Source organism: Autumnicola aciditolerans (assembly GCF_041679265.1).
GTDB lineage: Bacteria > Bacteroidota > Bacteroidia > Flavobacteriales > Flavobacteriaceae > Autumnicola.
Genome location: NZ_JBGFSM010000008.1, coordinates 18005 through 32880, shown reverse-complemented (window position 1 = coordinate 32880; position 14876 = coordinate 18005). Strand labels below are relative to the sequence as shown.

Below are 14876 nucleotides of genomic sequence, written 5' to 3'. Positions count from 1 at the left end.
CTATGTTAGGACTAAAATTACCCACAGATCCAAGATGGGCTGATATTGCCAAAAAAAACATTGATGAAATCCTTATTGACCACGCGTATTGTGAGCAAAAAGCTGCCTCTACAGCTATTTCGCTAATCGTTACTTATCCTGAATATGATGAACTGGTCACTGCTATGACGGCACTTGCCCGTGAAGAAATGGGCCATTTCAAGATGGTGCACGATAAAATCCTGGAGCGGGGATACACTATGGGCTATGACCGCAAAGATGAATATGTATTGCAGTTGCGCAATTTTTTCCCAAAAGGCGGCAGCCGTCCCACTCAGCTTGTACACCGGCTATTAATTGCGGGACTTATTGAAGCAAGAAGCTGTGAACGGTTCAGGTTGCTTTCAGAAAAAATGGAAGACAAAGAACTGGCAGAATTCTACCGCAGCCTGATGGTGAGTGAAGCTAACCATTATACTATGTTCCTCAAATTTGCAAGGAAATATGGTGAAAACCGGGAAGAGGTAGATAAAAAATGGCAGGATTTACTGGAATTTGAAGCCAAAGTAATGAAGGAACTGGGAAAAAAGGAGAGCATACACGGATAAATTTTTGCCATTGACCTAGAGGAAAAAATATCCTTTACCCTCTATTTTTCGATTTCTAAATTATCTCTGTAACGTGTTATCTAACTTCAGCGCTATTTCTAAATTTGCAAACTTTCAAGGCTTTATAAAACTTGCATAAACCATCATTATTGCAGAACTACAAGTTTACCAAAAGCTTGAAGGACCTATTCGTTAAGCAGTAACATTTTGGTTTGCTTCATTATAGAGTGACTTAATAATCCCGTCTGAAAGGCCAATTTTAGGAACATGTATATTATGTGCTTTGGCCCATTTCATGGAACGCAGGTAAATTTTTGAGGCTGGAATAATTACATCGGCGCGGTCATTTTTAAGGTCCAGTTCGGTAATTCGCTCCTCATAAGTATAAGAATTCAGCAGTTCATCATATTTTTTAAGATAAGCCAGACTCAGCGGTTTTCCTTCTTTTTTACCGCTGGTCTTGAAAATGTTATTAATGTTTCCACCGGAACCTATGAGATCAATTTCTTTATAATCTTTGGTAGTATCCCTAACCCAGGCTTCCATTTCTTTCCAGGTTTTATTTTCAACCAGATCGTTTAAAAGCCGTACGGTACCAACCTTAAAAGATTTTGAAGCGATGGTTTTGCCATTGCTGTAAAGCGTGTATTCGGTACTTCCACCTCCTACATCAACATAGAGATAATTGCAGTCATTCTGGATTAGCGCATGTAAATCTGTTGCAGCTATAATTGCGGCTTCATGGCTTCCATCTATAATTTCAATCTCCACCCCGGTTTTTTCCCTGATGCTGCGGGTCACCTCTTCCCCATTTTCAGCCTCCCGCATAGCAGAAGTGGCGCAGGCTTTATATCTTTCTACCCCGTGAGACTTCATAAGCAGGTCAAAAGCCTTCATGGTGTCCAGCATCCTCGCAATATTGTTTTCTGAAATCTTTTGATGAAGAAATACATCGGCACCGAGCCTAATAGGTACGCGTACCAGGGAAGTCTTTCTAAAACTGGTTTCTTTCCCTGCTTTTTCTGTAACTGTTGAGATCAAAAGCCTCACGGCGTTAGACCCTATATCTATTGCTGCGTATTTTTTTTGTGTAATCACTCTGTAGTAGTTTCATTTTTTTTCAAATAATAATCGTAAAGCGCAAACTGGGAGCGCAAAGCAGGCTCTTCATGTTTTCTGTAAATATTCTCCTGTTCTGCATTAAAAATCCTGGCTTTAACATTGTCTTTCCAGCTAATCTCAAAAGTTTCCAGAATTTCCTGCTTGATATCTTCCTGATAAATGGGACAGGAAATTTCTACCCGCTGGTCCATATTCCGCGTCATCCAGTCGGCAGAAGAAATATAGATCTTTGGATCTCCGGCATTTTCAAAAATATAAACCCGCGGATGTTCCAAAAATTTATCTACCACGCTTATGGCTTCAATATTTTCACTCATGCCTTTTATTCCCGGAATAAGGCAGCAAATGCCCCGTACAATCAACTTTATCTTAACTCCCGCCTGGCTGGCCATATAGAGCTTATCAATCATCTTATAATCGGAAAGGCTGTTGAGCTTCAGTTTAATTTCAGCAGGAATTCCTTTTTTGGCAGCATCTATTTCCTTCTGAATAAGATTCATTAAAGCCATTCGGGTGTAATGCGGTGAAACCAGCAAATGTTTGTATTTGCTTACTTTATAGTTGGTTTCAAAGAAATCGAAAACTTTATCTACTTCTTTTAAAATTTCAGAATTGGCCGTAAAAAGGGTATAATCTGTATAAACCCGAGAGGTAGATTCGTTAAAATTACCTGTACTTATAAACCCATACCTTCTTAGCTTTCCATTTTCTTCCCGCTCTATTACGCAGGTTTTGCAATGTACTTTTAAGCCGGGAACACCAAAAATAAGGTTAACGCCCTCCTGCTGCATCTGTTCTGCATACCGGATATTGGCAACTTCATCAAACCTTGCTCTGAGCTCAATTTGTACAGTCACCTTTTTCCCATTTTTTACAGCATTAATAAGGGAACTGGCAATATGGGAGATCTTTGCGAGCCGGTAAATGGTAATTTTTATGGTCTTAACTTTGGGATCCAGCGCTGCTTCCCGAAGAAATTTTACAGTATAGGCAAAGCTCTGGTATGGAGTGTAAAGCAGGAAATCTTTTTTAGCAATGCCGGACAAAAGACTGGCCTGTAAAATAAGCCCCGGAATTGGCAAAGGCTCATTTACCTCATAATAGAGATCTTTAGAGCCCATACTTGGAAAACCCATATAATCTCTGCGATTATGATATCTGCCACCTGGAATAATACTGTCTGTAGAATCTATCCCCATCTTATTCATTAAATAAGAAAGGGTATCTTCCTCAATATTCATATCATATACAAAACGTACAGGGTCACCTTTTATACGGTCTTTAACGCTGCTGGAGATTTTATCAATAAAGCTTTTACTAAGGTCACTGTCTATATCCAACTCTGCATCCCTGGTGATTTTGATCATGTGCGCGGTAATACTCTCATATTCAAAAATGTTGAAAATACGATGCAGGTTATAACGAATTAAATCATCAAGCAACATAATGTACTGCCTTCCGTTTTCTTCGGGCAATACCACAAAGCGTTCAATACTGCGGGGGATTTCAATAAGAACGTATTTTTTTTCTTTAACCGGCCGGTCAATTATTTGGGTAATACCTTGTTTGGGCACTTCATCTTTCATCACCATTTTTACAGCAAGATAAGCCGCACTGTCTTTCAAACTTGGAAGTTCATCAAGATCATTCAGAATAATGGTTACGAGCGCGGGACTAACTTTAGAAAGGAAGAAATTGCGGATATAATCCTGCTGGGATTCAGAAACCTCATCTTCTTTAATAATATTGATATTATGATCTCTTAGCTGCGTTTGGATATCATCCAGGATCTTTAAACTTTCTGACTGCTGCCGTATGACGATTTCGGTAATTTTTTCCAGCAGTTTACTTGCTTTAATCCCTCCAAGTTCACTTTTACCGGTTTTACCTGCAAGATCAATACGTTTAACGGTTGCATACCTTACTTTGAAAAATTCATCAAGATTGTTGGAAAAAATCCCCAGAAAACGAAGTCTTTCAATCAGCGGAACGGTTTCATCTTCTGCCTCCTGAAGAACTCTCGAGTTAAACTGAAGCCAGCTAAGTTCCCTGTTGATATATTTTTTATTCATATACTTTAGCGCAAATTTTTAGGTAATAAGGTAATTAATGTTCTCCCTTGCTTTATCTCTTTCCAACTCCCGTCTTCAAAATCTATAACACATAACCCGGTGGTAGGCAGGTTATCTAAAGCTTTATCTCCAAGGGAATTAACCAGGTTTGTCATAGCTGGGTTATGGCCAAAGACCATTAGTTTTTCTACCTGGTCTGGACAGGACCTGATCACTCTTAAAAGCTCATCTTCATTAAAGGTATAAAGATCTTTTACAATTTCGAAATCCTCATCGTGCACTTCAAGTTTTTTCTTAAAGATTTTTGCCGTTTCCAGGGCACGCACCGCAGGGCTACTCCACATCCGGGCCGGCGCAGTGTAAAATTCCTTAAAAGTTTTTGAAACGGACTCGCCGTCCCGGTGACCTCTTTTTTTAAGCGGCCGCCGGTGATCTGGCAAATCTCCTTTCCAGGAAGACTTACCATGCCTTACTAAAATTAATCTTTTCATAATTTATGGTGCCAAACGTTCAACTTTCCAGCTGTTATTATAACTAGAATAACGCATACGGTCATGGAGCCTGTTTTTTCTGCCCTGCCAGAATTCATAGCTATGAGGAACCACAAGGTACCCCCCCCATTGTTCTGGCTTGGGGATTTCCTGCCCTTCAAATTGCTGCTCCACTTCGTGCAGTTTTTCTTCAAGAACTCTACGGGAAGCTATATGCTCACTTTGGTTTGAAGCTAAAGCCCCTAACTGACTTCCACGCGGCCTGGAATGAAAATAAGCTGTGGATTCTTCTTCAGAAATTTTTGCGGCCATACCTTTTATAATGATCTGCCGCTCCATAGCAGGCCAGAAAAATGAAAGACATACCTTAGGATTTCTTTCTATAGCCCTGCCTTTATCAGAGTGGTAATTGGTGTAAAACACAAAGCCATTCTCATCAAACTGCTTTAAAAGCACCACACGATTTTTTGGAAAACCGTCAAGTTCGATGGTAGAAATGGTCATTGCATTCACCTCATCCACCGTAGGATGTTCTTCAGCAGCATTAAACCAGTTTTCGAATAAAATGGAAGGTTCATCCGGAACATCTGTTTCCAGAAGCTCTCCCTTTTCATATGACTTTCTATAATTCTGAAGATTTTTTTCCATAAGCCTGTTTCCTGCAATTTACGAGTTTTGGAGGGAAGTTAAAATGTAAGACAGAACTTAAAAATTTTCAGCTCAAATTTGCATAAGAATTTTCTTATAAAATAATTTAAAATAGTATGAATGGTGAATTTCAGCGATTATTTATGCTTTTTATATTTAAGCGTTAGTAGTTTCATGCTACTTATTCCTTGTTTCTTGCGACTCAGGAGGTCCTATCTTTTATATATAAACTATAAGTTCTTAGATGTTTCCTTCAAAATTCACGCTTTGCTTTACATAACTCCGTATTTTACTGATTGAAGTCCTTAATATTTGTTGTTGAACGATTATAATACACACTACATCTAAAATTCTTTCAAAAACTTTTTTTAGGTTTTTATTCTGGTAATTTTACAGCGTTGAACATTTATAATAGATTCCATTGTAGGAACCTATAGGTGAAATCCCCCAAATTTTACCATAAATAAATGACGAGTGATAAAATATCTCTTACCCCACTTTGAGAATTGATCCGGCCCTACAGGATCTTCTTTAGCAATTAACAATTCTAAAAACAGAATGGTTTCCCGAAATGGAATATAGTTTCCTTCTCGGCCAGGCATTTACATATAATTCTAAACATTGGAAGTATGATTTGGAAAACTACGCTCTCATTTTTTAACATCCTTTTTTCTGCGCCTGCAAGGAACAGCCGTAAAACTAAAGATATGTTTGCCCCGCTTTTGGCTGTGCTTTTTCTAGTTGGCGCTCCTAAAGCTTTCTCGCAGCAAGACAATGTGAATTGTGAGATAATTGAAAGAGACTGCCCGCAAGATATTTATGAGCCCTGTGGAAATATTACTATTAATGAGGTATTAGGAAATTATATTTTTTGGGATGAACCAGATTATAACCTGGATTGCGGAGATGAAACGGGATACATGTACCAGATCTCTTTTGATCTCCCTGAGTCTCAGGAAGACTGCTGGAGCTTTTATAAGGTACAAAGAGTAGGTAACAACAATGGAACCTTACGCCTCTGGAATTCTGATGGAAATTCCAGTGGAACTGCCGTAGTTACCTCTCCTTCTTTTTATGTAAATGAAACTATTGATGGAAATATGGATATTGTGGCCCAAAATGGCCAGAACTTTAATGTTGAAGTTTATCTTATAGATCCTGAAGGCAGAAAATCGGAAGTTCTGGATGATTTTGATGTTCACGGAAATAACAAATTAACTAAATACAATTTTTCCATCGATCCGGCAAATTTTGATGGCTCTGGAAGCTATCACGATTATGTAAGCTTCAGGATTAGGTTTGAATTTAGTGGTACAGGTGTAAATAATAAAAATTATATTGAACTAATTACCCTGGACGCCGGATTATTCGGATCATCTTGTGCTGCAGAAGCGAATTTTGCAGTAGTAAAAACGCATAATCCGGGGGATTTTTTTCCCGTGGGAACCACTAAAGTTACCTATACTGCCACCTGCTATGGATGCGAGCCTCATCTGGAGGAATCTTGTAGTTTTGATGTCACCGTAAATGCTCCTCCCAGGGCACCAGAAGTTTCTGCTAATGAAATTATAGAATGTGCTATCCAGCCTTTACAGCAATTAGATGCCAGCAAGGTTTTGCTAAATAATTCGAACGTCATCTGGTATGACTCCCAATACGATCCTGAAAATCCTGGCAAAGGGGCCGTTGTGGATCATCCTGTTCTAAACACCATTGGACATGTAACTTATTACGCGGCTAAAGTTGAAGAAGGGTGCTCCAGTTTAATACGTACCCCGGTAACTTTGATTCTTAAGGCAAGTCCAAAAGCGCCATTTGTAAACTTTATTAGCCAGCCTACCTGTTTTCAGCCCACGGGTTCTTTTACGATTAACAAAATAAGCGGCCTTACCTATAGTATAGATGGTACAAATTATTCTGAAAGCACCCTTTTTGAAGACCTGGCGCCAAATACCACTTATACGGTAACTGCAAAAAATAGTAATGGATGTATTTCTCCCGCAACCACAGTAAATATAGGCAATCCACCAGAGGCTCCTGCCGCGCCTGTGGTTGCTGAAATTGTACAGCCTACCTGTAAAATTGCTACTGGGGCCTTTACTGTTGAAACCATACCAGATTATTCCTATAGCATTGATGGTATTAATTTCCAGCTGAGTGGAACTTTTACAGATCTTGCTACAGGCACTTATCAGGTAATCACTAAAAATCTTGATAATTGTACTTCTGAAGCAACTTCAGTCATAATTGAAGCCCAACCGGACACTCCTGCTGCGCCTGTTATTGCTGAAATTGTTCAGCCAACCTGTGCCGTAGCAACCGGTTCTTTCAGCCTAACTTCTACAGAAGGTTATACCTACAGCATCGACGAAAATAATTTCCAAAGTAGTGCAACGTTTAGCGGACTGCCCGCAGGAACTTATTCCGTAACTGCAAAAAATGAAGCAGGTTGTGTTTCTGAAGCAACTTCGGTAGTAATTGAAGCCCAACCGGAAACTCCTGCCGCGCCTGTTATTGCTGAAATTTCCCAGCCAACCTGTGCCTTAGCAACCGGTTCGTTTACTGTAAATGCTGAAGGATTTACTTATAGCATCGACGGAAATAATTTCCAAAGTAGTGCAACGTTTAGCGGACTGCCCGCAGGAACTTATTCCGTAATTGCCAAAAATGAACAAGGATGTGTTTCTGAAGCAACTTCAGTAATAATTGAAGCCCAACCAGAAACTCCTGCCGCGCCTGTGGTTGCTGAAATTGTACAGCCAACCTGTGCCGTAGCAACCGGATCATTCACCGTTAATTCTCTTGAAGGTTTCACCTACAGCATCGACGGAAATAACTTCCAATCAGACGCTACTTTTAGCGGACTGCCTGCCGGAACCTATTCCGTAACTGCAAAAAATGAAGCAGGCTGTGTTTCTGAAGCAACTTCGATAACCATCGAAGCTCAGCCGGAAACTCCTGCCGCGCCTATGGTTGCTGAAATTGTACAGCCTACCTGCGCCTTAGCAACCGGTTCGTTTACTGTAAACACAGCTGAAGGATTTACATATAGCATCGACGAAAATAACTTCCAATCTGCTCCTATTTTTAGCGGACTGCCTGCCGGAACTTATTCTGTTATTGCAAAAAATGAAGAAGGATGTATTTCTGAAGCAACTTCAGTAATAATTGAAGCCCAACCAGAAACTCCTGCCGCTCCTGTAGTTGCTGAAATTGTTCAGCCAACCTGTGCCGTAGCAACCGGATCATTCACCGTTAATTCTCTTGAAGGTTTCACCTACAGCATCGACGGAAATAACTTCCAATCAGACGCTACTTTTAGCGGACTGCCTGCCGGAACCTATTCCGTAACTGCAAAAAATGAAGCAGGCTGTGTTTCTGAAGCAACTTCGATAACCATCGAAGCTCAGCCGGAAACTCCTGCCGCGCCTATGGTTGCTGAAATTGTACAGCCTACCTGCGCCTTAGCAACCGGTTCGTTTACTGTAAACACAGCTGAAGGATTTACATATAGCATCGACGGAAATAACTTCCAATCTGCTCCTATTTTTAGCGGACTGCCTGCCGGAACTTATGCTGTTATTGCAAAAAATGAAGAAGGATGTGTTTCCGAAGCAACTTCAGTAATAATTGAAGCCCAACCAGAAACTCCTGCCGCTCCTGTGGTTGCTGAAATCATTCAGCCAACCTGTACTGTGGCAACCGGTTCTTTTACTTTAAATACAACTGAAGGATTTACCTACAGCATCGACGGAAATAATTTCCAAAGTAGTGCAACGTTTAGCGGACTGGCCGCAGGAACCTATTCTGTAATTGCAAAAAATGAAGAAGGTTGTATTTCTGAAGCAACTTCCGTAATCATCGAAGCGCAACCGAACACTCCTGCCGCACCTGTGGTTGCTGAAATTTTCCAGCCAACCTGTGCCGAAGCAGCCGGTTCTTTCAGCTTAAATACTGTTGAAGGTTTTACCTATAGCATAGACGGAAGTAACTTCCAATCCGCTGCTACTTTTAGCGGACTTGCCGCAGGAAATTATTCAATATTTGCAAAAAATAAGGAAGGTTGTGTTTCCGAAGCAACTTCAGTAATAATTGAAGCCCAACCAGAAACTCCTGCCGCGCCTGTTGTTGCTCAAATCACTCAGCCAACCTGTTCCGTAGCAACCGGTTCTTTCAGCTTAAATACTGTTGAAGGTTTTACCTATAGCATCGACGGAAATAATTTTCAGTCAACTGCTACTTTCAGCGGACTTGCTGCAGGAACTTATTCAATAATTGCAAAAAACGAAGAAGGTTGTCTTTCCGAAGCAACTTCAGTAATAATTGAAGCCCAACCGGAAACGCCTGTTGCACCTGTAGTTACTGAAATTGTTCAGCCAACTTGTGCTGTTGCAACCGGATCATTCGCTGTAAACACAGCTGAAGGATTTACCTATAGCATCGATGGAGATAATTTCAAGTCAGACGCAATTTTTAGCGGACTTGCCGCAGGAACTTATTCCGTAATTGCTAAAAATGAAGATGGATGTGTTTCTGAAGCAACTTCAGTAATAATTGAAGCCCAACCAGAAACTCCTGCCGCTCCTGTGGTTGCTGAAATCATTCAGCCAACCTGTACTGTGGCAACCGGTTCTTTTACTTTAAATACAACTGAAGGATTTACCTACAGCATCGACGGAAATAATTTCCAAAGCAGTGCAACGTTCAGCGGACTTACAGCAGGAACTTATTCTGTAATTGCTAAAAATGAAGCCGGTTGTGTTTCTGAAGCAACTTCAGTAATAATTGAAGCCCAGCCGGAAACTCCTGCCGCGCCTGTGGTTGCTGAAATTGTACAGCCTACCTGCGCCTTAGCAACCGGTTCGTTTACTGTAAATACTAAGGAAGGATTTACGTACAGCATCGACGGTAACAATTTTCAATCTGCTGCTACTTTTAGCGGACTTGCTGCAGGAACCTATTCCATAATTGCCAAAAATCAAGAAGGATGTGTTTCTGAAGCAACTTCAGTCGTAATTGAAGCCCAACCCGAAACTCCTGCCGCGCCTGTTGTTGCTGAAATTTTCCAGCCAACCTGTGCCGAAGCAGCCGGTTCTTTCAGCTTAAATACTGTTGAAGGTTTTACTTACAGCATCGACGGTAACAATTTCCAATCCGCTGCTACTTTTAGCGGACTTGCTGCAGGAACCTATTCCATAATTGCCAAAAATGAAGAAGGTTGTGTTTCTGAAGCGACTTCAGTTACTATTGAAGCACAACCGGAAACTCCTGCCGCGCCTGTGGTTGCTGAAATTGTTCAGCCAACCTGTGCCGTGGCAACCGGATCTTTCAGTCTAACTTCTACAGAAGGTTTTACTTATAGTATTGATGGAAATAACTTCCAAACAAACGGAACTTTCAGTGGACTTACTGCCGGAGCATATTCCGTAACTGCAAAAAATGAAGATGGATGTATTTCTGAAGCTACTTCGGTTACTATAGAAGCACAACCCGAAACTCCTGCTGCGCCTGTGGTTGCTGAAACTGTTCAGCCAACTTGTGCTGTTGCAACCGGATCATTCGCTGTAAACACAGCTGAAGGATTTACCTATAGCATCGACGGAAATAATTTCCAAAGTAGTGCAACGTTTAGCGGACTTGCAGCAGGAACCTATTCCGTAATTGCGAAAAATGAAGAAGGTTGTGTTTCTGAAGCAACTTCGGTAACAATTGAAAGTCAACCACAAACTCCTGCCGCACCTGTAGTTGCTGAAATCAATCAGCCAACCTGTGATGTGGCTACCGGTTCTTTCAGCTTAAATACTGTTGAAGGTTTTACTTATAGTATCGATGGAAATAACTTCCAATCCGCTGCCAATTTTAGCGGACTTGCAGCAGGAACCTATTCCGTAACTGCAAAAAATGAAGCAGGCTGTGTTTCTGAAGCAACTTCCGTAATCATCGAAGCCCAACCAGAAACTCCTGCCGCGCCTGAGGTTATTTCCATTAGCAGTACACTTTGTGGTCAAAACAACGGAAGCCTGGAAATTATAATGGAGAATGGATTGACCTATACTTTGGCTAATTCTGAGAAAGAATTTGCACAAAGCAATGGTATTTTTGACAATCTGCCTTCAGGAAACTACCAGCTAACAGTAAGTAATGGTAATTGTCAGCAAACACTTGAAATTGCTATCCCTTCTGAAGATGACACCACTCCTCCTGCAATCATAGCATGCGCGTTAGATATGTTGGAGGTGGTAACAGATAAAGGAATTTGCGGAGCTTCCGATCTTGATTTGGGCCAGCCAACTGCTACTGATAATTGTACATCCAGTGCAGAACTTGTATTTAGCAATGATGCTCCCGAAGTGTTGGAAACTGGTGAAACTATTGTAACCTGGACTATTACAGATGCTTCCGGTAACTTCACTACCTGTGAACAGGTTATAATTGTAACGGATAATGAGAATCCGGTAGTAGCACAACCAGGTAACATTGTTGTTAATAATGATGAAAATACCTGTGGCGCTGTGGTTTCTTACAAAACTCCAACCGCTACCGATAATTGTGGAATTGAAAGCATAGAACTTACCGAAGGCCTTGCTTCCGGTTCAGAATTCCCAACAGGAACCACCACCGTAACCTACACCGCTACCGATAATAATGGAAATACTGCCTCTACCACTTTCACCGTGACTGTGGAAGACAACGAGGCGCCGGTAATTGTTTGTAAGGAGGATATTACAGTGACTACAGAAGAAGGAGAATCTTATGCTGTGGTGGATTTTGTAGATGCCACCGCGACTGATAACTGTGAAGTGACTGTGGAACAAACTGCCGGCCCTGATTCAGGTTCGCAGTTCCCGGTTGGTACAACAATCATCACTTATACCGCAACTGATGCTGCCGGAAATACCGTGGAATGCAGCTTTACCGTAACTGTGGAAGACGAAGAAGCACCAACATTGACTTGCCCTTCTGATATTGCTGAAAATGCAGATGCCGATACTTGTGGGGCTGTGGTAGTTTTTGAAACGCCTGAGGCTACAGAAAATGCAGGAAGCGTTTCCGTAGAACAAACTGCTGGTCCTGCTTCAGGGGAAGTATTTCCTGTGGGAGTAACCACCGTAACATTTACGGTAACCGATGAAGCCGGAAACACTGCCGTGTGCAGCTTTACCGTCACCATCACCGATGACCAGGCGCCGGTAATTGAAGAAATGGAAAATATTGTAGCTTCAACAGATGAAAATACCTGTGGCGCTGTGGTTTCTTACGAAACTCCATCAGCTTCCGATAATTGTGGAATTAAAAGCATTGAACTTACCGAAGGCCTTGCTTCCGGTTCAGAATTCCCAACAGGAACCACCACCGTAACCTACACCGCTACCGATAATAATGGAAATACTGCCACCACTACGTTCACGGTAACTGTGGAAGACAACGAGGCACCGGTAATTGTTTGTAAGGAGGATATTACAGTGACTACCGAAGAAGGAGAATCCTATGCTGTGGTCGATTTTGTAGATGCCACCGCGACTGATAACTGTGAAGTGACTGTGGAACAAACCGCTGGCCCTGCTTCAGGATCGCAGTTCCCGGTTGGTACGACTACCATTACTTATACCGCAACTGATGCTGCCGGAAATACTGCGGAATGCAGCTTTACCGTAACTGTGGAAGACGAAGAAGCACCAACATTGACTTGCCCTTCTGATATTGCTCAAAATGCAGATGCGGATATTTGTGGGGCTGTGGTGGAATTTGAAATGCCAGAGGCTACAGACAATGCAGGAAGCGTTTCCGTAGAACAAACTGCTGGTCCTGCTTCAGGAGAAGTTTTTCCTGTGGGAGTGACTACTATAACATTCACCGTGACCGATGAAGCCGGAAACACTGCCGTGTGCAGCTTTACCGTCACCATCACCGATGACCAGGCGCCGGTAATTGAAGAAATGGAAAATATTGAAGTTTCCACTGATGAAAACATTTGTGGCGCTGTGGTTTCTTACGAAACTCCAACCGCTACCGATAATTGCGGAATTGAAAGCATAGAACTTACCGAAGGCCTTGCTTCCGGTTCAGAATTCCCAACAGGAACCACTACCGTAACCTACACCGCTACCGATAATAATGGAAATACTGCCACCACTACGTTCAGGGTAACTGTGGAAGACAACGAAGCACCGGTAATTGTTTGTCAGGAGGATATTTCAGTCACTACCGAAGAAGGAGAATCCTACGCTGTGGTTGATTTTGTAGATGCCACCGCGACTGATAACTGTGAAATAACTTTGGAACAAACTGCCGGCCCTGATTCAGGTTCGCAGTTCCCGGTGGGTACGACTACCATCACCTATACCGCAACTGATGCTGCCGGAAATACTGCGGAATGCAGCTTTACAGTGATTGTGGAAGACGAAGAAGCACCAACATTGACTTGCCCTTCTGATATTGCTGAAAATGCAGATGCCGAAACTTGTGGGGCTGTGGTAGTTTTTGAAATGCCAGAGGCTACGGACAATGCAGGAAGCGTTTCCGTAGAACAAACTGCTGGTCCTGCTTCCGGGGAAGTATTCCCTGTAGGAGTGACTACCGTTAGCTTTACCGTGACCGATGCAGCCGGAAACACTGCAAACTGCAGCTTTACCGTCACCATCACCGATGACCAGGCGCCGGTAATTGAAGACATGGATAATATTGTAGTTTCTACAGATGAAAATACCTGTGGGGCTGTGGTTTCTTATGAAACCCCATCGGCTACCGATAACTGCGGAATCGACAGTATAGAACTTACCGAAGGCCTTGCTTCCGGTTCAGAATTCCCAACAGGAACCACTACCGTAACTTACACCGCTACCGATATTAATGGAAATACTGCCTCTACCACTTTCACCGTGACGGTGGAAGACAACGAGGCACCGGTAGTTGTTTGTCAGGAGGATATTACAGTCACTACCGAAGAAGGAGAATCCTTTGCTGTGGTTGACTTTGAAGATGCCACCGCGACTGATAACTGTGAAGTGACTGTGGAACAAACTGCCGGCCCTGCTTCAGGATCGCAGTTCCCGGTGGGTACAACAACCATCACCTATACTGCTACTGATGCTGCCGGAAATACCGTGGAATGCAGCTTTACAGTGATTGTTGAAGAACAGCCGGATACCACCCCTCCTGCGCCGGAAGCACCGGTTGTTAGCACTATTGAAGCTACCTGTGCAGAACCTACAGGAACTATTCTTGTTGATGTTGTGGAAGGACTTTCCTATAGTATTGATGGTGAAAATTATCAGAATAGCGGGACTTTTAATGAAGTGGCGCCCGGAACTTATAATGTAACAGCCAAAGATGAATTCGGGCAAATTTCCGAAGCAGCCACAGTAGCTATCACAGAACCCGTTGTTGCCGTAATTGAAACCACCACGGTAGATCTTTGCGTCGAAGATTCTATGTTCGACTTATTCGAATTGCTGTTGGGAGATTACGATGCTTCAGGAATCTGGATTGATACTGAAAATACCGGTGCCCTGGATCAGGGAATTATTGATCCCGCACAACTGGAAGTAGGTTCATATAGATTTGAATATCAAACTGAAGGCGCCTGCTCTTCTATTACAGAAGTTACGGTTTCTATAAACGATGATTGTGTGGTACTTCCCTGTAGCATTGGAGATATCAGAAACAGTATTACCAAGGCGGTAACTCCTAACGGTGATCAGATCAATGATACCTTCTCTATTGATTTTGCCAATGAATGTGGCTTTGTTTACGACGTGAAAATTTTTAACCGCTGGGGTGCCAAAGTATTCGAAGCACAGGATTACCAGAACAACTGGGACGGTTCTGCAACAAATTCTTTTACCAGCTCCAATCAACTACCCGCGGGAACATATTTCTATATCCTCGAAATAAGGAATAGCGGATTTGAACCCATTCAAGGTTACATTTATTTAGGAACAAAATAAAAAAGGGAA

Annotated in this window: 6 protein-coding genes; 2 read left to right on the top strand and 4 right to left on the bottom strand. The window is 42.2% G+C overall.

Annotated features, from left to right (window positions below; translation table 11 throughout):
* Nucleotides 1-2 precede the first annotated feature (2 nt).
* Complete coding sequence (locus AB8M93_RS10075; RefSeq protein WP_373057455.1) at nt 3-587, top strand: MiaE family protein; 585 nt, start codon at nt 3-5, stop codon at nt 585-587.
* A gap of 192 nt (nt 588-779) precedes the next feature.
* On the opposite strand, the gene AB8M93_RS10070 is transcribed toward AB8M93_RS10075, so the two are convergent.
* From AB8M93_RS10070 to pdxH, 4 genes are read right to left on the bottom strand one after another with little or no spacing between them, the layout of a single operon-like run.
* Nucleotides 780-1685, bottom strand: coding sequence for a Ppx/GppA phosphatase family protein (locus AB8M93_RS10070; RefSeq protein ID WP_373057454.1), 906 nt, complete (start codon nt 1683-1685; stop codon nt 780-782).
* Nucleotides 1682-3781: a polyphosphate kinase 1 gene (gene ppk1, locus AB8M93_RS10065; protein ID WP_373057453.1), complete on the bottom strand. Its 2100-nt coding sequence runs from the start codon at nt 3779-3781 to the stop codon at nt 1682-1684. Before ppk1 ends, AB8M93_RS10070 begins: the two co-directional genes overlap by 4 nt.
* Before the next feature lie 5 nt (nt 3782-3786).
* Complete coding sequence (locus AB8M93_RS10060) at nt 3787-4272, bottom strand: SixA phosphatase family protein (RefSeq protein ID WP_373057452.1); 486 nt, start codon at nt 4270-4272, stop codon at nt 3787-3789.
* 3 nt (nt 4273-4275) lie between these two features.
* On the bottom strand, nt 4276-4920 hold the full coding sequence (gene pdxH, locus AB8M93_RS10055) for a pyridoxamine 5'-phosphate oxidase (protein ID WP_373057451.1): 645 nt from the start codon (nt 4918-4920) through the stop codon (nt 4276-4278).
* Nucleotides 4921-5549: 629 nt separating this feature from the next.
* Here pdxH and AB8M93_RS10050 point away from each other — a divergent pair.
* On the top strand, nt 5550-14867 hold the full coding sequence (locus AB8M93_RS10050) for an HYR domain-containing protein (protein ID WP_373057450.1): 9318 nt from the start codon (nt 5550-5552) through the stop codon (nt 14865-14867).
* Nucleotides 14868-14876: the final 9 nt, after the last annotated feature.